Source organism: Actinocorallia sp. API 0066 (assembly GCF_020991275.1).
In the GTDB taxonomy this organism is placed as follows: domain Bacteria; phylum Actinomycetota; class Actinomycetes; order Streptosporangiales; family Streptosporangiaceae; genus Actinocorallia.
The window spans coordinates 375,965-393,547 of the sequence record NZ_JAJLQY010000006.1; the positions used below are offsets into that span (position 1 = coordinate 375,965).

Annotated in this window: 14 protein-coding genes, 1 tRNA gene and 1 pseudogene; 9 read left to right on the forward strand and 7 right to left on the reverse strand. The window is 71.8% G+C overall.

Annotation, left to right across the window (positions count from 1 at the left end):
- Positions 1 to 61 precede the first annotated feature (61 nt).
- Both xylB and xylA read right to left on the reverse strand, forming a co-directional pair.
- Complete coding sequence (gene xylB / locus LO762_RS17960; protein WP_230616532.1) at positions 62 to 1,420, reverse strand: xylulokinase; 1,359 nt, start codon at positions 1,418 to 1,420, stop codon at positions 62 to 64.
- The gene (gene xylA / locus LO762_RS17965) at positions 1,417 to 2,562 is read right to left on the reverse strand and encodes a xylose isomerase (RefSeq protein ID WP_230616534.1); all 1,146 of its coding nucleotides are present in this window, start codon (positions 2,560 to 2,562) and stop codon (positions 1,417 to 1,419) included. The genes xylB and xylA overlap by 4 nt, the downstream gene beginning before the upstream one ends.
- Before the next feature lie 122 nt (positions 2,563 to 2,684).
- Between xylA and LO762_RS17970 the strand changes: the two genes are divergently transcribed.
- Together LO762_RS17970 and LO762_RS17975 are read left to right on the forward strand one after the other, a co-directional pair.
- The gene (locus tag LO762_RS17970) at positions 2,685 to 3,833 is read left to right on the forward strand and encodes an ROK family transcriptional regulator (RefSeq protein ID WP_230616536.1); all 1,149 of its coding nucleotides are present in this window, start codon (positions 2,685 to 2,687) and stop codon (positions 3,831 to 3,833) included.
- 91 nt (positions 3,834 to 3,924) lie between these two features.
- Positions 3,925 to 4,680, forward strand: a complete 756-nt coding sequence (locus LO762_RS17975) for a neutral zinc metallopeptidase (RefSeq protein ID WP_230616538.1) — start codon at positions 3,925 to 3,927, stop codon at positions 4,678 to 4,680.
- A gap of 24 nt (positions 4,681 to 4,704) precedes the next feature.
- Here LO762_RS17975 and LO762_RS17980 read toward each other — a convergent pair whose 3' ends face one another.
- The 3 genes and pseudogenes from LO762_RS17980 to LO762_RS17990 all read right to left on the reverse strand — a co-directional run.
- Positions 4,705 to 5,547, reverse strand: coding sequence for a transglutaminase family protein (locus LO762_RS17980; RefSeq protein WP_230616540.1), 843 nt, complete (start codon positions 5,545 to 5,547; stop codon positions 4,705 to 4,707).
- 1 nt (position 5,548) lies between these two features.
- Positions 5,549 to 6,493 carry an alpha-E domain-containing protein gene (locus tag LO762_RS17985; RefSeq protein ID WP_230616542.1) on the reverse strand — a complete coding sequence of 315 codons (945 nt, stop codon included), beginning with the start codon at positions 6,491 to 6,493 and terminating at the stop codon, positions 5,549 to 5,551.
- 113 nt (positions 6,494 to 6,606) lie between these two features.
- Positions 6,607 to 8,028, reverse strand: a pseudogene (locus LO762_RS17990) (circularly permuted type 2 ATP-grasp protein); the annotation flags it as partial.
- A 188-nt stretch (positions 8,029 to 8,216) separates the two neighbouring features.
- Between LO762_RS17990 and LO762_RS17995 the strand changes: the two are divergent.
- Positions 8,217 to 8,408, forward strand: a complete 192-nt coding sequence (locus LO762_RS17995) for a hypothetical protein (RefSeq protein ID WP_230616546.1) — start codon at positions 8,217 to 8,219, stop codon at positions 8,406 to 8,408.
- Positions 8,409 to 8,487: 79 nt separating this feature from the next.
- Here the strand turns inward: LO762_RS17995 and LO762_RS18000 are convergent, their stop codons facing one another.
- Positions 8,488 to 9,825, reverse strand: a complete 1,338-nt coding sequence (locus tag LO762_RS18000) for a dipeptidase (protein ID WP_230616547.1) — start codon at positions 9,823 to 9,825, stop codon at positions 8,488 to 8,490.
- Positions 9,826 to 10,197: 372 nt separating this feature from the next.
- On the opposite strand from LO762_RS18000, the gene LO762_RS18005 reads away from it, so the two are divergent.
- From LO762_RS18005 to LO762_RS18015, 3 genes are read left to right on the forward strand one after another with little or no spacing between them, the layout of a single operon-like run.
- The gene (locus tag LO762_RS18005; RefSeq protein ID WP_230616549.1) at positions 10,198 to 12,051 is read left to right on the forward strand and encodes a glycosyltransferase family 2 protein; all 1,854 of its coding nucleotides are present in this window, start codon (positions 10,198 to 10,200) and stop codon (positions 12,049 to 12,051) included.
- The gene (locus LO762_RS18010) at positions 12,048 to 13,586 is read left to right on the forward strand and encodes a glycosyltransferase family 39 protein (protein WP_230616551.1); all 1,539 of its coding nucleotides are present in this window, start codon (positions 12,048 to 12,050) and stop codon (positions 13,584 to 13,586) included. Before LO762_RS18005 ends, LO762_RS18010 begins: the two co-directional genes overlap by 4 nt.
- On the forward strand, positions 13,583 to 14,554 hold the full coding sequence (locus tag LO762_RS18015) for a glycoside hydrolase family 26 protein (protein WP_230616553.1): 972 nt from the start codon (positions 13,583 to 13,585) through the stop codon (positions 14,552 to 14,554). The genes LO762_RS18010 and LO762_RS18015 overlap by 4 nt, the downstream gene beginning before the upstream one ends.
- Positions 14,555 to 14,571: 17 nt before the next feature.
- Here LO762_RS18015 and LO762_RS18020 read toward each other — a convergent pair.
- A tRNA-Ile gene (locus LO762_RS18020) sits at positions 14,572 to 14,645 on the reverse strand.
- Positions 14,646 to 14,801: 156 nt separating this feature from the next.
- On the opposite strand from LO762_RS18020, the gene LO762_RS18025 reads away from it, so the two are divergent.
- From LO762_RS18025 to LO762_RS18035, 3 genes are read left to right on the forward strand one after another with little or no spacing between them, the layout of a single operon-like run.
- Complete coding sequence (locus tag LO762_RS18025; RefSeq protein WP_230616555.1) at positions 14,802 to 15,338, forward strand: hypothetical protein; 537 nt, start codon at positions 14,802 to 14,804, stop codon at positions 15,336 to 15,338.
- Positions 15,339 to 15,394: 56 nt separating this feature from the next.
- Positions 15,395 to 16,048 carry an LppX_LprAFG lipoprotein gene (locus tag LO762_RS18030; protein ID WP_230616557.1) on the forward strand — a complete coding sequence of 218 codons (654 nt, stop codon included), beginning with the start codon at positions 15,395 to 15,397 and terminating at the stop codon, positions 16,046 to 16,048.
- Positions 16,049 to 16,051: 3 nt separating this feature from the next.
- Positions 16,052 to 17,560: an MFS transporter gene (locus LO762_RS18035; RefSeq protein ID WP_230616559.1), complete on the forward strand. Its 1,509-nt coding sequence runs from the start codon at positions 16,052 to 16,054 to the stop codon at positions 17,558 to 17,560.
- The last annotated feature ends 23 nt before the right edge of the window (positions 17,561 to 17,583 follow it).

The window sequence follows — 17,583 nt, forward strand, 5'->3', positions numbered from 1 at the left end:
CTGCGCGACGTGTCGGGGGCCGGGGCGGGCGGGTTCCCCCAAGGGGGGCCCGCGGCGGGGTTCAGGGGCGGTGGGCGGTGTAGCGGGCGCGGACGTCGGGTGTGGGGGCGGCGGTGTGGGTGCGGGTGGGGGTGGAGGTCCACTCGGGGGGGTCTTCGGTGGGGGTGAGGAGCCAGGCGGCCTGGCGGGCGGCGCCCAGGGCGACGTACTCGGCGGGGTCGGGCACGAGCACGGGGCGGCCGAAGATCGCGGGGGCAAGGTGGCGGACGGCCTTGGCGCGGGCGCCTCCGCCGATGAGGAGGATCCGGGACGGGTCCAGGCCGAGCGCGTCGACGGCGTCGGCGAGGTGGCACAGGAGTCCCTCGACGGCGGCGCGCGCGAAGTGCGCCGGGGTCGAGTTCGCCAGCCGGAGGCCGTGCAGGGTGCCGGTCGCGTCCGGGAGGTTCGGGGTGCGCTCGCCCTCCAGGTACGGGATCAGGGTGAGGCCGTCCGCGCCGGGCAGGGCGGAGAGCGCCAGATCGCTCAGCTCCGGCAGCGGGACGCCGAGCATGGCCGCGGCGGCGTCCAGGACGCGCGCGGCGTTCAGCGTGGCGACCAGGGGCAGGTAGCGGCCCGTGGCGTCGGCGAAGCCCGCGACCTGGCCCGTCACGTCCGCGCTCGGCCTGCTCGCGACGGCGAACGCGGTGCCGGACGTGCCGACGGACACCACGACGTCGCCGGGCCGTCCGCCCACGCCGAGCATCGCCGCCATGTTGTCGCCCGTGCCGGGCGCCACCGCGACGCCGTTCCACGCGCCCGCCCGCGCGCGCGGCGCGAGCACCTCGGGCAGGCGGGGCACCGCGCCGAAGGCGTCGGCGAGGAGGTCGGTCCGGTACTCGCCGGACGCGGGCGCGTAGTAGCCGGTGCCGGAGGCGTCGCCCCTGTCGGTGACGAGGGAGCCCGTCATGCGCGACGTAAGCCAGTCGTGCGGTAGGCAGACGGCTTCGGTGCGCGCCGCGTTCTCCGGCTCGTTGCGGGCCAGCCAGCGCAGCTTGGTGACGGTGAAGGAGGCGACGGGCACGCTGCCGACGGCCTCCGCCCAGAAGGCGGCGCCCTTCTCCGCGACGAGGTCGGCGGCGTCGGGGGCCGAGCGCGTGTCGTTCCACAGGAGGGCGTCGCGCACGACCGCGCCGGAGCCGTCCAGGCAGACCATGCCGTGCTGCTGCGCGCCGACGGACAGGGCGGCCACGTCGTCGAGGCCGCCCGCGCGCGCGACGGCCGTCTCCAGGGCGTGCCACCAGGCTCGCGGCGCCACCTCGGTGCCGGGCGGGTGCGGTGCGGAGCCCTCGCGGACGAGGGCTCCGGTCTCGGCGTCCACCACGACGACCTTGCAGCTCTGTGTGGAGGAGTCGACGCCCGCGACGAGGCGGGGAGCGGTCATCCGCGGACCCCGAGGAGGAACTCGACGGCGAGCTGGTTCAGCCGGGTGTAAGCGCTGTCGCGCTGGGCGGCGGCCTCAGGGTCGAAGTCCTCGGCGACGAGGTCGGCCACCGACTCGCCTTCGGCCAGCGCGGGCACGGCCAAGTCGGCGACGCGGCTGGCGGCGAGCGCCTCGGCGACCTCGGGGTCGGCGCGGAAAGCCGCCGCCTTCTCCTTGAGGATCAGGTAGGTGCGCATGTTGGCGGCGGCGGAGGGCCACACGTCCATGTCGGTGCGCAGCGGCTTGTAGTCGAAGTGCCGGGGGCCCGCGTAGCCGCCGGACTCAAGGAGGTCCACGAGGAAGAAGGCGCCCTTCAGGTCGCCGTGGCCGAAGATGAGGTCCTGGTCGTAGCGGGGCCCGTGCTGGCCGTTCAGGTCGATGTGGAAGAGCTTGCCGTGCCACAGGGCCTGGGCGACGCCGTGCACGAAGTTCAGGCCCGCCATCTGCTCGTGGCCGACCTCGGGGTTGAGGCCGACGAGTTCGGGGTGCTCCAGGGAGTTGATGAAGGCGAGGGCGTGGCCGATGGTCGGAAGCAGGATGTCGCCGCGCGGCTCGTTGGGCTTGGGCTCGATGGCGAACCGCAGGTCGTAGCCCTTGTCGAGGACGTAGGAGGTGAGGATGTCGAACGCCTCCTTGAACCGGTCGAGGGCGACCCTGACGTCCTTGGCCGCGTCCGACTCGGCGCCCTCCCGGCCGCCCCAGCACACGTAGGTGGTGGCGCCCAGCTCGGCCGCGAGGTCGATGTTCCGGATGACCTTGCGCAGCGCGTAGCGGCGGACGTCCCTGTCGTTGGCGGTGAACGCGCCGTCCTTGAAGACGGGGTGGGTGAACAGGTTGGTCGTCGCCATGGGGACCTTCAGGCCCGTCTCGGCCAAGGCGCCCCGGAACCTCTCGATCGCCTTGGCGCGGTCCTTCTCGACGGCGAGGAGGTCGTCGTCGTGGAAGGTGACGCCGTAGGCGCCCAGCTCGGCCAGCCGGTGGACGCTCTCGACGGGGTCGAGGGGGGCGCGGGTGGCGTCGCCGAACGGGTCGCGGGCCTCCCAGCCGACGGTCCACAGGCCGAACGTGAACTTGTCTTCCGGCCTCGGGGTGTAGGCGGTCACGCGGGTGCTCCTCTGCGCAGGGTTCTTGATCGGGGGGTGGGCCTGGTGTTCATGGAACTTCCGGGTATTTAGTCCATATTATGAACTTAATAAGACCCGATGGAGGTGACATCGTCAAGTCCATGCACGCGAACTCCTCGCAGGCGCCGGTCCGGCACGGCGCGATGCGCGCGCAGAACCTCGGGCTCGTGCTCGGCGAGGTCGCCAGGGGCGGGCCGCTGACGCGCGCCGCCCTCGCCGAGCTGACCGGCCTGACCAAGACCACGGTCTCCCGGCTCGTCGCCGACCTGCTCGACGCGGGCCTGGTCGCCGAGGCACCGGCCGTCCCGGACGGCGAGCGCGGCCGTCCGGGCGTCGAGATCAGCCTCAGCGGCGACCGGGTGGCCGCGCTGGGCCTGGAGGTCAACGTGGCCTATCTGGCGGCCTGTGTGGTCGATCTGACGCGCCGGGTGCGGGTCCGGCGGGTGCTGCGCCGCGACAACCGCGCCGACCGCCCCGCCGCCGTCCTGGCGGCGCTGGCGGCCCTCGGCGACGCCGCGGTGCGCGAGGTGCCGGGGCTGCGGGTCGCGGGAACGGTCCTGGCGATCCCGGGGCCGGTCGGCGGGGGCCGGGTGCACAACGCGCCGAACCTGGGCTGGCGCGACGTGGACGTGCCCGCCCTGCTGGGCCGCCCGGTGACGGTCGAGAACGAGGCGAACCTCGCGGCCCTGGGCGAGCTGGAGTTCGGCGCGGCGCCCCGCGACTTCCTGTACGTCTCGGGCGAGACGGGCGTGGGCGCGGGCCTGGTCAGCGGCGGCGCGCTCTTCCGCGGCGCGTCCGGGATGGCGGGGGAGCTCGGCCACGTGGCGGTCGCCTCCGGCGCGGAGGCCGGGGGACGCGCCTGCCGGTGCGGGGCGACGGGCTGCCTTGAGGTGTTCGCGGGCAAGGAGGCACTCCCCTCGCCTGAAGCGCTCGCCTCCGGTGATCCCGCTGCGCTGGACGCCTGCGCGCGCGCTGGACGGGCCCTGGGGATAGCGCTGTCCTCGGCGGTGAACCTCCTGGACCCGGGGACGATCGTGCTGGGCGGGTGCTACACGCCGCTGTTCCGGTGGCTCTCCCCTCCGCTGTGCGAGGTGCTCGCCGAACGGCTGGCGACGCTCCGTCCCGATCTGCCCGTGCTCGTCCCGTCGGCGACGGGGCCGGACGCGGCGGTGCTGGGCGCGGCGGGCCAGGTGTTGCAGCGGGTCATCGCAGATCCTGCCGCTTATGCCGAGAAAACAACGGATATGTGACGCTGGTCGGTTCCGTGAACCGGTGTCGCTTTCCGGGAGTCACAGTAGGTGGTTGATCCCCCGCCCTGACCCCCACGGAGCGATACCGAAAATGCTGCACAAGCGCCTTCTCCCCCTCGCGCTTACCGCCGTCCTGGCGACCGCGGGGTGCACCTTCCAGATCGGGGATCCCTCGATCGTCCAGCCGACACCCAGCTCGTCGATCAAGCAGGACGCCCCGCAGACCGGCGACGGCCCCACGACCGAGCAGGGCGGCGTCCCCACCGCCAACGACAGCTTCTCCGACGCCGACGTCACCAAGGAGATCAACGACGCCGTCGACGTCGTGAACACCTACTGGTCCACGCACTGGAGCGAGTTCTTCACCGGCACCTACACGGCGCCGAGGGTGCTCGGCGCCTACAACGGCAGCGACCCCAACCGCTTCACCTGCGGCGGCGAACCCGCGCTGGAGATGAACGCCTACTTCTGCATCCCCGAGGACTACGTGGCCTGGGACTTCAACCTGATGCGCGACGGTTACGCCGAAGGCGACGCCTGGATCTACCTCGTCATCGCGCACGAGTGGGGCCACGCCATCCAGCACCGCCTCGACACCAGCCTCGTCTCGGCCGCCAGCGAACTCCAGGCCGACTGCCTCGCGGGCGCCGTCCTGTACGGGGCCACCAAGGACGGCACCCTCCTGTGGGAGGCGGGCGACACCGCCGAGATCAGCGCGGGCCTCACCAAGCTCGGCGACGAGACCCCGTGGACCGACCCGAGCAGCCACGGCGACGCCATCGAACGCGTGAGCGCCTTCGGCAAGGGCCGAACCGGCGGCGTCCTAGGCTGCTTGAACTCTGCTTGATTGGGCCGGGGGTTCGGGCGCGGGTCACCCCAGGCGGGTGACTTCGACGCGGACGTTCATGACGCTGCTGGGGGCGCCGTGGTAGATGCCCTTGAGTGGGGGGACGTCGTCGTAGTCGCGGCCCCGGGCGACGGTCACGTGGCACTCGCCGACGGCGACGCCGTTGGTCGGGTCGTGCGCGACCCAGTCGCCCGCCCAGTACTCGACCCAGGCGTGGCTCTGGCCCTCCAGCGTGTCCCCGGGCAGCGCGGAAGGGTCAGGGTGCAGGTAGCCCGACACGTAGCGCGCGGGCAGGCCGACCGTCCGGAGCATCCCCACGGTGAGGTGGGCGATGTCCTGGCAGACGCCGCGCCCGTCCTCCCACGCCTCCTGCGCGCTCGTGTGCACGCCCGTGACGCCCGACACGTAGGCGACCCTGTCCCGCACCCAGCCGGAGACGAGCGAGGCCGCCTCGTGCGGATCAGCGCCGCGCACGAGCGCGCGGACCTGCGCGCACAGGTCCGGCGACAGCTCGGTGCGCGGGGTCGGCGCGAGGTACTCCTCAAGCCCGAGGCTCTCCACGCAGGCGGGCAGCTCGGTCCAGCTCGGCGGGTCCGGCAGCGTGGGCGCCGTGCTCGTCTCGACGGTGCTGCGCGCCACGAGGACGAGCGAGTGGTGCGAAGCCTGGAGGTCGAAGCTGGACACCTCGCTCCCCCAGTAGTCCCAGTAGGACCAGACGGGGACGTGCGGCTCCACCGTGAGCCGGTTGCCCAGGACCGTCTGCCCGGGAAGCGTCAGCGGGGCCATCCTTACCTCGTTGTAGGAGGCGCGCGCGTCGCCGTCGTAGGAGACGCGCGTGGTGTGCGTGATCTGTAGCCGCCAGCCCATGTCAGCCCTCCTGTTCCCAGGCCACCGGAAGCGCGTACTGGAAGTACTTGTCCGCGACGGCCTCCGACGCCCTGCCGCATGTGTTCTGCATCGCCGTGAGCAGCTCCGGCAGCTGTTCCAGGAGCAGCGACGCGTCCGTGTACTCCAGCCGGGTCCGCAGCTGCCCGATCGGGCGGCGCGCCGCGTCGGTGAACCCGGCGCGCGCGGGATCGGGATCCAGGACGGCCAGGCACTCTTCGGCGACCGTCAGCGCGTGCAGGACGGACCGGGGGAAGAGCCGGTCCAGGATGAGGAACGCGGCGACGAGGCGTGGTTCGCCCGTCCCGCCGTGCGTGCGGATGTAGGACTCGTCGGCTCCGCTGGCCCGTAGCAGCATCGACCAGTCCGGCGCGTAGGAGGCCGACGGCGTCCGCAGCGAAAGCAGCCGCGCCGTCATGTCGATCCGCTCCAGGCTGCGGCCCAGGACGAGGAAGTGCCAACCCTCGTCACGGCTCATCGTGGCGTCGGCGAGGCCGGAGAACAGGGCGGCCCGCTCCCTGACGTAGCGCAGGAACACGTGCGGCCCGAGCCGGGTCGCCTCCCGCCGTCTGCCTTCGAGCTCGTGCCACGTGACGTTCAGGCACTCCCACATCTCGGTGGAGATGACCTCGCGTACGCTGCGGCCCCCTGTGCGCGCCGCCTGGAGCGCCCCGGTGATGGACGAAGGGCTGGCGTCGTCATAGGCGAGGCGGGACAGGACGGTGCCTATGTCGATGCGCTCGTCGCCCGGCGGCACCCCGAGGATGGCCATGAGGGCGCGGCATCCGCCGTCCACGTCGGCGGACGGCTCCTCCAGCATCCGGTGGACGTGCACGTCCAGGATGCGCGCGGTGTCGTCGGCGCGCTCGACGTAGCGGCCGATCCAGAAGAGGGTCTCGGCGATGCGGCTGAGCAGTCCTGTCTTCACTGCTGCTGTGCTCCTTCCGCGGGGCCGCCTTCGGGCACGGTGACGTCGGCCGTGGCGCGCGGCAGGGGGATCGGCGGGTGCTCGGGGGCCTGCGCGGCCGACCTGTCGGCGGCGAGCACCCAGGTGTCCTTGGATCCGCCGCCCTGCGAGGAGTTCACGACGAGTTCCCCTTCAGGCAGCGCCACCCGGGTGAGGCCGCCCGGCAGCACCCACACGTCCTCGCCGTCGTTCACCGCGAACGGCCTCAGGTCCACGTGCCGGGGGGCCGGGCCGCGCTCGGTGAGCGTCGGCACCGTGGACAGCGAGACGGGCCGCTGGGCGAGCCAGCCGCGCGGGTCGCGGGTGACGGACGCGCGCAGCGCCTCCAGCGTCTCCTGGTCGGCGTGGGGGCCGATGACGATGCCCTTGCCGCCCGCGCCGTCCACCGGCTTGAGGACGAGCTGGTCGAGCCGCTCCAGCACCCACGCGGTGACGTCGGGGTCGTCGAGCCGGTAGGACTCCACGTTGGCCAGGAGGGGCTCCTCCCCGAGGTAGTAGCGGATCATCTCCGGCACGTAGGTGTAGATCAGCTTGTCGTCGGCGACGCCGTTGCCGACCGCGTTGGCGATCGTCACGTTGCCCGCGCGCGCCGCGTTGACGATGCCGGGACAGCCGATGACGCTGCCTGCGTTGAAGTGCAGCGGATCCAGGTAGGCGTCGTCTATCCGGCGGTAGATGACGTGGACGGGGCGGCGTCCCTGCGTCGTCTGGATGTACACGCGGTTGTTCGCGCAGAGCAGGTCGCGGCCTTCGACGAGTTCGACGCCCATCAGCCGCGCCAGCAGGGTGTGTTCGAAGTAGGCGGCGTTGCCCACGCCGGGGGTGAGGACGGCCACCACGGGGTCGGACACGTCACGCGGGGCGGCCGCGCGCAGGGCGGCCAGGAGGCGGGCGGGGTACTCGTCGACGGGGTGGACGTGCTGTTCGGCGAACAGCCCCGGGAACGTCCGGGTCATCGCCAGGCGGTTCTCCATGACGTAGCTCACCCCTGACGGGGTGCGCACGTTGTCTTCGAGGACGCGGAAGCGGCCGTCCTCGTCGCGGATGAGGTCGATGCCGGAGATGTGGGCCCGCACCCCGTTCGGCGGGGTGAGCCCGCTCACCTCCCGGTGGAAGTGCGCCGAGGAGCAGATCAGCCGCCACGGCACCACCCCGTCGCGGAAGATCTCCCCCGGCCCGTACACGTCGGCGAGGAACGCCTCCAGGGCGAGGACCCGCTGTCGGACGCCGCGTGCCAGGCCCGGCCACTCCAGCGCGTCTATGACGCGCGGGATGAGGTCGAGGGGGAAGGGTCTCTCTTCGCCCGCGTAGTCGAAGGTCACGCCGCGGTCGGTGAAGACGCGCGCCAGCTGGTCGGCCCGGAAGCGCAGCTCGGCCGGGTCCAGCGGCTGGAGGGCCGCGAGGACGGGGCCGTAGGCGGCGCGGGGCACGCCGGCACGTTCGAACATCTCGTCCCAGGCCGCCGCGGGCTGATAGTCATCGAAGATGTCCGCCATGGCGGCACAGTAGGTGGCCTCTGTTTCAGGCGAGTGAAGCTTGATCCCTGATCGTGTCAACAAGCGTGCTTTCGCCTGGTTGGCCCTTACTATGACCGGATTCAGCCTCGCCGGGCCCCGCTGACCGTGCGGAATGTCCGGATAACATGAGGTGGTAAGATCACTGACCCGTGGAAAGACGGTCGCGCATGACGGAGGAGCCGGTTCCCGCGTCGTCCGGCGCCGCGCCCGTCGACCGAGCCGAGTTGAGGAACGCCGTGACCGATCAGCCTGTTTCCGTAGCCGAGGAGACCTCCGAGACGACCGCCGCCGACGAGGTGGCCGCCGCCCTGGCGAACTGGCCGACCAACACCGCGAACCCGCGGCGCACGCAGATCTGACGCGGCCGTCCTGTCCCCGTCCGCCGACCCGGCGGACGGGGACAGCCGCTTTCCGGGCCCCTACGGCCCGCTCAGCGCCTCACAGCGACGCCAGGAACAGCGCCTCGGCGTACGCGAGGTGCTCGATCTCCGTCGGGTCCACGCTCTCGTTGGGCGCGTGGATGAGGCAGGACGGCTCCTCGACGCCGAACAGCATGATCTCCGCGTCCGGGTAGACCCGCTGGAACACCGCGCACAGCGGGATCGAGCCGCCCTCGCCCTGGCTCACCGGCTCCCTGCCGTAGGCGGCCTTCAACGCCTCGCCCATCTTCGCGTAGGCCGGGCCGCCCGTGTGCGCGCGGAACGGCTCGCCCGTGCCCTCGGGCTCCGCCGTCACCCGGACGCCCCAGGGGGCCGCCGCCTTCAGGTGCGCCGTCAGCAGGTCGAGCGCCTCCTGGGGCGCCGTGCCCGGCGGGACGCGCAGGTTGAGGCGGGCCCTCGCCTTCGCCTGGACGGCGGCCGCCGAGCCTTCCGCTGGAGGGCAGTCCACCCCGAGCACGGTCAGGGCGGGCCGCGCCCACACCTGGTCGGCCACCGTGCCGCCGCCGACGAGCCCCACGCCGTCCAGGACGCCCGCGTCGGCGCGGAAGCGGCCCTCCGGGTAGGCGACCCCGTGCCACGTCTGGTCGGCCCGCAGGCCCTCGACGGTGACGTTCCCGCGCTCGTCGTGCAGGGTGCCGAGCATCCGGATGAGCGCGATGAGCGCGTCGGGGGCGGCCCCGCCGTAGGAGCCGGAGTGCACGGGCCCCGCGAGGGTCTCCACCGAGACGACGACGTTGGCCATGCCGCGCAGCGTCTCGGTGAAGGTCGGGACGCCCACCTCGACGTTCCCGCTGTCCGCGACGAGGATGACGTCCGCCTGCGTCAGCTCCGGGTGGTCGGGGAGGAACTCCTCAAGGCCGGGCCCGCCCTGTTCCTCCGAGCCCTCCGCGACGAGGACGACGCCCACAGGCAGGTCGTCGCCAAGCGCGCGCAGGGCCGTCAGGTGCATCACGAGGTTGCCCTTGCAGTCGGCGGCCCCACGTCCGTACCAGCGGCCGTCGGGCTGGTCGGTCAGCTCCCACGGCGGTGTCAGCCACGCCGTCTCGTCCATCGGGGGCTGCACGTCGTAGTGGCAGTACAGAAGGACGGTCGGCCTGCCTGGGGGCGCCGCCTTACGGGCCACCACGGTGAAGGACCCGTCAGGCATCTCGTGCGACCCGCCCTCCGTCAGCCCCTCGGCCGCGCAGGCCGCCAGCACCCACCGGGCCGCGGCCTCGCACTCCTGCTCGGGGTAGTGCGCCGGGTCATAAACCGACCGGAACGCCACAAGCTCCGCGAGATCGTCCCGCGCCCGCCCCATCAGCCCCCGGACCCTCGTCCGCAACTCCTCGCTCATCCTGCCCTCCGATAGCCGTCAGTCCTCCGAGCATGCCCCACCCGTCCGCCGCGCCCCACGAGGCCCACGGACGATCATCGAACCATCTTCGGGTTGCATGGGAGGGAAGTGAAATGTGTCACTTTGCACAAAGCCCCGACGCGGCACCCGCCCCCGGCCGCGCGGGGGCCGGCTCCGCTCCGGCGCACCTCAGCAGGATCACGACCGTGCGGTCACCGGAAACAAAGAGTTTTCCGGGAGGCAACGGGCGACCTACATGGACAAGGCCAAAGACAGACATCAGCGGATCAGCTCGGCCTAAAATCGCAAGATCCCCCACCGAACCCAGCTGACCTGCGCACGGAGTACCACAGAGCAGCACGGAGTAGCCGCATGCACGACCGGCCCGACCACGACATCAGCGGGGCTCCCGAACGTACCGCCGTCGGCTGGCCGGACGGCGACCCCCGCCGTCCCCGACCCCCGTACCGTGGCCCGCACGAGCACAGCGGCCCAGCGCAGCGGAGGCGCCCTCCCGGACCGGTCCCCCGGCAGCAGGCGCCCCTGGCGCAGGCCGCCCCGCCTCCGGCCGCCTCAGGGCGGCACACGGGCCCCGCCGTCCCGCCGCAGGCGCCGCCCCTGCGGCCGGTCGCCGCCGTCGGCGCGCCGACCCGCCCGCCACGGCCCGCCCCGAAGCCGCGCGCGTCCCCTCCGCCGCCCGTCTCGGACTCCAGGCTCCTCCCCCAGCCTCCGACGGACGAGGAGCGCGACTCCTATTCGGCGCGCCACCTGTGGCTCCTGAACATCTCCTCGATGGTCGGGATGATCTTCATCCTGATCAGCGAGGTGCGGTTCGCCGCCCACATCGGCTGGGCCTGGCCGTTCGTGCCCTTCATGCTCTTCACCGTCGTCTACTTCCTGGTGACCGTCCGGCTCGACTGGTTCTCGCCGTCCTTCAACGTCATCCAGCACAACCGCCTGGTACGCCACTGGAAGCCGGACAGGTACCCCAGCGTCGACGTGTTCCTCCCGGTGTGCGGCGAGCCCATCGAGGTGCTGCACAACACCTGGACGCACGTGCGCAAGATGGCCATGACGTACCCGGGCCGGGTCGTGCCGTTCGTCATGGACGACAGCGCCGACCCCGACCTCGCCGCGATGGCCGAGGACTTCGGCTTCCGCTACGCGGTACGGCCGAACCGGGGCTGGTACAAGAAGGCCGGCAACATGCAGTTCGGCTTCCAGCGCTCCGACGGCGACTTCATCCTCATCCTCGACGCCGACTTCACGCCGCGCGCCGACATGCTGAACCAGATCCTCCCGTACATGGACGCCCAGCCCGACCTGGCGATCGTGCAGACGCCGCAGTACTTCCGGGTGCTGGACGAGCAGGGCTGGATCGAGCGGGGGGCGGGGGCCGTCCAGGAGTACTTCTACCGATCGGCCCAGGTGTCCCGTCAGGCGGCCGACGCGGCGATCTGCGTAGGCACGTGCGCGCTCTACCGTCGTGCCGCCCTGGACCAGAACGGCGGCACCACCCTCATCGAGCACTCCGAGGACGTCCATACGGGCTTCGACCTGCGCGCGCTGGGCTGGGACCTCAAGTACGTGCCCGTGGCGCTTGCCGCCGGTGTCTGCCCGGACAACGTCGGAGCGTTCTACAACCAGCAGTACCGCTGGTGCATGGGCTCGATGAGCCTGCTGACGAGCAGGAAGTTCTGGGGCACCGAGATGCGCCGCGTCTCGCGCATGTCGTACTTCTCCGGCTTCTTCTACTACGCCCACACGGCGCTGTTCACCGTCGTCGGCCCGATCCTGCCGATCGTCATGCTCGCCATCGCGCCCGAACTCTTCGACGCCCACCACATGGTGTGGCTGCTACCGAGCATCATCCACGGCACCGTGATCTTCCCCCTGTGGCACCGCTGCGCCTACCGGATCGAGGCGTGGGCCGTCCGCATCCTCTACGGGTGGGCCCACTTCTTCGCCATCACCGACCTGCTACGGGGCCGCAAGATGGGCTGGCAGCCCACCGGAGGCGGCAAGGCCAAGAAGAACAAGACACGCCGCCTCTGGATCGGCCTGCTCGGCTGGAGCGTCAGCAGCTCCGTCCTCTGGGTCGGCCTGGGGGTCTGGCGGTCCATCGAGTACGGGCCCGCTGACTACGCCCTCGTCCTGGGCGCCGGCCTGCTCCATCTCGCGGTGGTGCTGCGGGCCGTCGTCCAGCCGCGGGCGGCGGCGGAATGAGCGGCGCGCTCGTCACCCGGCAGGACTCGCCGCGCCGCTACACGCTCCCGGTGACGCCGCCCGTCGCCTGGTCGGCCGAGCCCAGCCGGCGCCGCCGCCGGTTCGGCGCGGCGGCGCTGCTCGCCGTCCTGGCGCTCCAGGCCGTCCTGACCCTCCGCCTGGACAACACGGCCTCCCCGGAGGAGGCGCTCTACCTGGCCGTCGCGCAGGCGGGCGGTTCGCTTGGAAGCCACGCCGAGCACCTGCCCGGCGCGCCCTTCCTGTACCCGTTCCTCGTCGCGCCCCTGGACGCCGCCTTCGGCCTCGAAGGGGCCCGCGCCCTGAGCCTCGCGCTCATGCTCGTCGCCAGCGCCCTCGTGTACGGCTTCGCCCGGCGCCTGTTCGGGCTGCGGCCCGCCCTGATGGCCGTGGCGTCCTTCGCCGTCGTCGCGTCCACCACGTTCACGGGCGGCATCGCCACCTCCGACGCGCTGTCGGTGTTCCTCCTGAGCTGCGCCATCTGGGCGCTCATCCGGTTCGCGCACTCGGCGGCCGCCGTCGTGCTGCTCGCCGGGCCGCTGTGCGTGCTCGCGTTCGTCGCGAACTACGCGGCGGCGGTCGTCCTCCCGTTCGTCGTCCTCACCGCCGCCGTCGCCTGCTGGCCGCGCGCGGGCGGCGGCAGGGCGTGCGCGCGCGCCGCCGTGCTCACCGTCGTCGTGGGCGTGGGCATCGTCGCGTTCGTCATCGCGAGCGACGTCGGGGCGGGCGTCACCGCGGCCCTCACGGGCGGCGTCGGCACGGCCCTGACGGGCGGCGTGGGCGGCGCGGACGTCACCGGCGACATCCTGTGGCGGGCCGCCGAGTACAGCGGCCTCTACGTGGCCCTCACGCTGTTCGGGACGCTCATGTACTGGCGCAAGGGGCCGCTGACCGAGACGCCGGGCGTCACCGTCACGGGGCCGCGGCCGGGCGTCCGGCTCGCCATCGGCCTCGTGCTGACCATTCCCGCCCTGCTCGTGCCGTTCTACCAGGCGGGCCTCGGCACCATCGCGACGCTGCCCGAGCACCTCGGCTACGCCACCGTGCTCGCCGCGCCCATGGTGGGGCTCGGCATGTCCTGGCTCCTCGGCCGCCACTTCCGCAGCCCCCAGTTCCCCATCGCGGCGTGGCTCGCGCTCTTCGCCCTCGGCTTCGGCCAGGCCGGGACCCTCATGGCCGCCTGGCCGCACTCCGCCGACATGGTCAGCCTCGTCAGGCCCGAACTCACCGCCGAGGGCACCTACCTCAGCTCGACGCCCCAGGTGCCCATCTACACGATCGGAGCGGACGGCACCCGGGCCGCCCAATGGACGGCCACCGAGGGGTTCACCGACCTGGACGCCGTCCAGACCGGTGCGTTCGACCTGATCGTGCTGGACAGCGGGGTCGCCCCCGACGTCAACGCGCTCATCGAGGAGCGGATCCTCGTCGGCGGGCTCTACCGCCTGCGCGCGACCTACAAGTACGACTACGGGCCCCTGAAGGGCGACTACCGGATCTGGGTGAGGCTCGGATGAGACGGCTCACCGCACTCGCCTCCACCGCCCTCCTCCTGCTCGTCACCGGATGCGGCGAAGCCGGCAAGGCCCCCTCCCCCAAGGCGGAGCGGATGTCGCACTCGGCGCCCTACGACGTGCGTCCGCTGCTCAAGCCCAAGAAGAAGTATCTGGGCGTCGCCTACGAGGGCGCGGGACGGCCGGACGACACCGGCCTGAAGACCTTCGCCCGCCTCGCGGGCAAAAAAGCCAACCTGGTGCCCATCTACTCCGAGTTCGACGACCTGTACCCGGCCGAGAAGGTGTCCTCCCTGTGGGCCGGGGGCGCGCTGCCCCTCGTCGTCTGGGAGCCGTACAAGTCGACGCTGCGGGACATCGCGGCGGGTGTGCGCGACGTGCACGTGCACACGTTCGCCGAGGCCGTGCGCGCGCTCGACATCCCCGTCGTCCTCAGCTTCGGCCACGAGATGAACGGCCACTGGTACCCGTGGGGCACCAAGAAGGCGACGGCGGAGGAGTACATCGCCGCCTACCGGCACGTCCACGACGTCTTCACGCGGGTCGGCGCCACGAACGCCATCTGGCTGTGGAGCCCGAACGTGCTGATCAACAACAGCATGAGGCTGCGCCCGTACTTCCCCGGCGCCGCTTACGTCGACTGGGTCGGGCCGATCGGCTACTTCGAGTGGAGCAACGACTCCCGCTCCTTCGAGGAGCTGTTCGGGCCGCCGATCAAGGCCATGCGCAAGTTCACCGACCTGCCCGTCCTCATCCCCGAGACCGCCGCGCCGCCCACCGTCAACAAGCCGGGCCACATCGCCGACCTCTACGCCGAGATCGCCCGCCGCGACGACATCATCGGCGTCGTCTGGTTCAACATCAAGAAGGAACGCGACTGGCGCGTCAACTCCAGCAGAACGTCCCTGAACGCCTTCCGCAAGGCCGTCGCCGACCCCGTCTGGAGCTTCGACCCCCGAAAAGCCGGCTGACCCGGGCCGGGCAGGGGTGGGGCGGGTGGGGCTCGAACCCACGACCGGCGGATTATGAGTCCGCTGCTCTGACCGGCTGAGCTACCGCCCCTCACGCCGACTCTCCAGAGTCTAGAGGGAGCGTGGGCGGCTTCGGGAGGGAGTAGGGAGTTTCAAGCCTGACCCAAGAAACGGGCCCGGCTCGGCAACCGCGATCGCAGCCGGGGGCGGGGGTTTCGGGGGGCGGGATTGCCGGTAGGTGGTCGGTGTGAATGTGATCGCCAGGCGGGTGTTGCAGCTGCACGACGTCGACGGGCAGGGGGTCGGCGATGTGGTCGTGTCGATCGGGCAGCCTTACCTCGATCCGGAGGGGGAGGGAGAGTGGGCCTGCCCTTACGCGATCGAGGGGCTCGGCGAGTGGGACGGGCAGTACCAGATCGCCGGGGAGGACGCGGTACAGGCGCTCCAGCTCGTCCAGGGCGTCATCTGGGGGGTGCTCACCGGCTCGGAGATGAGCCACCGCCTGCGGCTCTGGGGCAAACCGGACCTCGGCTTCCCGTCGCCGTTCCACCGGGTCAGGGTCATCCACGAGCCGGCCTCCAACAGCGCCTACATCGGCCTCTCCGGGGTCTTCGACCACGACGGCGACGCGGTGGACCAGCTGGAGCTCGACGGCCGTGACGGCGAACTGGCGGCCATCCTGGACTTCGCCCACTCCGGGGAACTCGTCGGCGTCGAGCTGTTCAACGCGGCGGTCCGCCTTCCGGAGGGCATGCGGGTGCGGACTCATCCCGCCGAGCCCTGACGGCTCCCCCAAAGGTCTCTGTCCCGCGTACCGCCGTTGTGGCTAGGCTCACCGCCATGTCCAGACTTCGCACCCTCCTCGCGACGCTCTTCGCCGTCGCCCTGGTGGCCGGCTGCAGCGCCGACAAGGACTCCGGCACCGCCGACCTGCCGCCCGCGCAGCCGCTGCTCCAGCAGTCCACCGAGGCGATGAAGCAGGTCACCAGCGTCGCCTTCGCCCTCACCACCGAAGGCACCCCGGACCTTCCGGTCCGGGCGATGAACGGCGACCTGCTGCGCAACGGCGACGCGCGGGGCGACGTGACGGCGGTGCAGCTCGGACTCACCCTGGAGATCAAGTTCATCCTGGTCGGCCCGGATCTGTACTTCAATCTGGCGGGCGGTTACCAGAAGACCGACAAGTCCATGATCACCAACCTGCTCGACCCGGCCGCGATCCTGGACCCCGAGCGCGGCATCCCGCTTCTGCTCACCCAGGCCAAGGACGCCAAGGCCGTCGCGGTCGAGGACGGGGCCGTCAAGGTCGACGCGACGCTTCCGGCCGCCGCCGTCACGGCGATCGGGGTCCGCGTCACCGAGGACCTCAAGGGCTCGGTGTGGATAGACGAGGACACCAAGCGGCTCACCAAGGTGCGGATGGACCTTGCGGGCGGCTCGGCGACCCTCACCCTGAGCGACTTCAACGCCAACCCGGAAATCAAGGCGCCGTAAGCCATGGCAGGACGCCGCCTTGCTATCGGCACCGGCGGGGCCGTGGTCCTGCTGGCGTCGCTCGACGCCTACGTGATCGTGACGGTCCTGGTCGACATGGGCAGGGACCTCGGACTTCCGGTCAACCGGCCGGAGCGGCTCATCCCCGTCGTCACCGGGTTCCTGCTCGGGTACGTCGCGGCGATGCCGCTGCTCGGCCAGCTCTCCGACCGGTTCGGGCGCAGGACCGTCATGCACGCCTGCCTGCTGGCGTTCGCGGCGGGCTCGGCGCTCACCGCCGCCGCGCCCGGGGTCGAGGCGCTCGTGGCCGGACGGGTGCTCCAGGGCGTCGCCGGAGGCGCCCTCCTGCCCATCACCATGGCGCTGGCGGGCGACCTGTGGGAGGAGCGGCGCCGTCCCGTCGTGCTGGGGGTCGTCGGGGCGCTCCAGGAGCTCGGCAGCGTGCTCGGGCCGCTGTACGGGGCGGGGCTGGCCGCGCTGGTCGGCTGGCGCGGGCTGTTCTGGGTGAACCTGCCTCTGGCGGCCGCGGCGATGGTCGCCCTGCACTTCACCGTCCCGCCGGGCCGCCCTGAGCGGACGGGAAGAGTGGACGTCGTGGGCGGGCTGCTTCTGGCGGCCGGCCTCGGGCTGCTCGTCGTCGGCACCTACAACCCGGAGCCCGAGACGAGCGCGCTTCCGTCGTACGGGGTGCCGATGATCGTCGGCGGGGCGGCGGCGCTCGTCCTGTTCGGCCTCTGGGAGACCCGGACGCGGCACAAGCTGCTCGACCTCACGGGCGCGCGCAAGGGGCCGGTCTTCGCCGTCCTCGGGGTGAGCCTGCTATCGGGGGCCGCCTTGATGGTGACTCTCGTGGACGTCCAACTCGTCGCCACCACCCTGCTGGGGAAGACGACGACGGAGGGCGCCTTCCTGCTGTCGCGGTTCCTCGTGGCCCTCGCCCTGGCGGCGGTGCTGGGCGGCGCGCTGGCACGACGCGTAGGCGAACGGATCCCTCTAGCGACCGGAATGGGGCTGGCCGGATGCGGTTACCTCCTCATTTCCGGATGGCCGCTCGACCCTTCCGGGGCGTCCTACGGGCCACTCCCTCGGATGGACGTGGACCTCGCTTTGACCGGCCTCGGGCTCGGCCTGGTCATCGCGCCGGTGTCGTCGGCCGTCCTGCGGCTCGTGCCTTCCGGCCAGCACGGAGTGGCCTCCTCGGCCGTCGTGGTGGCACGGATGATGGGCATGTTGCTGGGCATCTCCGCTGTGTCCGCGTACGGGTTCCACCGCCTACAGGAGTTGGTGGCGGACCTCGTGGTGCCGCTCCCCTTCAACAACCCGGACTTCAGGGCCCAGTACCTCGTCTACGAGGCGGGACTCCAGCGCGCGCTGCACACCGAGTACAGCGAGATCTTCACCCTGACGGCGGTGCTCTGCTTCGTCGGTGCGGTCGTCGCGCTCGGGGTCACCGGACGGTCCTCACTCCCCGTCACCAAAGCTCGCATACCGGAGACTTCCGGACGCCCATAACCACAGGTATCGGGAAATCGACG

What these genes read in the sequence shown, in the direction of transcription:
- xylB (WP_230616532.1), bottom strand. Translation starts at nt 1,420, where the DNA reads ATGACCGCTCCCCGCCTCGTCGCGGGCGTCGACTCCTCCACACAGAGC.
- LO762_RS17970 (WP_230616536.1), top strand. Translation starts at nt 2,685, where the DNA reads ATGCACGCGAACTCCTCGCAGGCGCCGGTCCGGCACGGCGCGATGCGC.
- LO762_RS17975 (WP_230616538.1), top strand. Translation starts at nt 3,925, where the DNA reads ATGCTGCACAAGCGCCTTCTCCCCCTCGCGCTTACCGCCGTCCTGGCG.
- LO762_RS17980 (WP_230616540.1), bottom strand. Translation starts at nt 5,547, where the DNA reads ATGGGCTGGCGGCTACAGATCACGCACACCACGCGCGTCTCCTACGAC.
- LO762_RS17995 (WP_230616546.1), top strand. Translation starts at nt 8,217, where the DNA reads ATGACGGAGGAGCCGGTTCCCGCGTCGTCCGGCGCCGCGCCCGTCGAC.
- LO762_RS18000 (WP_230616547.1), bottom strand. Translation starts at nt 9,825, where the DNA reads ATGAGCGAGGAGTTGCGGACGAGGGTCCGGGGGCTGATGGGGCGGGCG.
- LO762_RS18005 (WP_230616549.1), top strand. Translation starts at nt 10,198, where the DNA reads ATGCACGACCGGCCCGACCACGACATCAGCGGGGCTCCCGAACGTACC.
- LO762_RS18010 (WP_230616551.1), top strand. Translation starts at nt 12,048, where the DNA reads ATGAGCGGCGCGCTCGTCACCCGGCAGGACTCGCCGCGCCGCTACACG.
- LO762_RS18015 (WP_230616553.1), top strand. Translation starts at nt 13,583, where the DNA reads ATGAGACGGCTCACCGCACTCGCCTCCACCGCCCTCCTCCTGCTCGTC.
- LO762_RS18030 (WP_230616557.1), top strand. Translation starts at nt 15,395, where the DNA reads ATGTCCAGACTTCGCACCCTCCTCGCGACGCTCTTCGCCGTCGCCCTG.
- LO762_RS18035 (WP_230616559.1), top strand. Translation starts at nt 16,052, where the DNA reads ATGGCAGGACGCCGCCTTGCTATCGGCACCGGCGGGGCCGTGGTCCTG.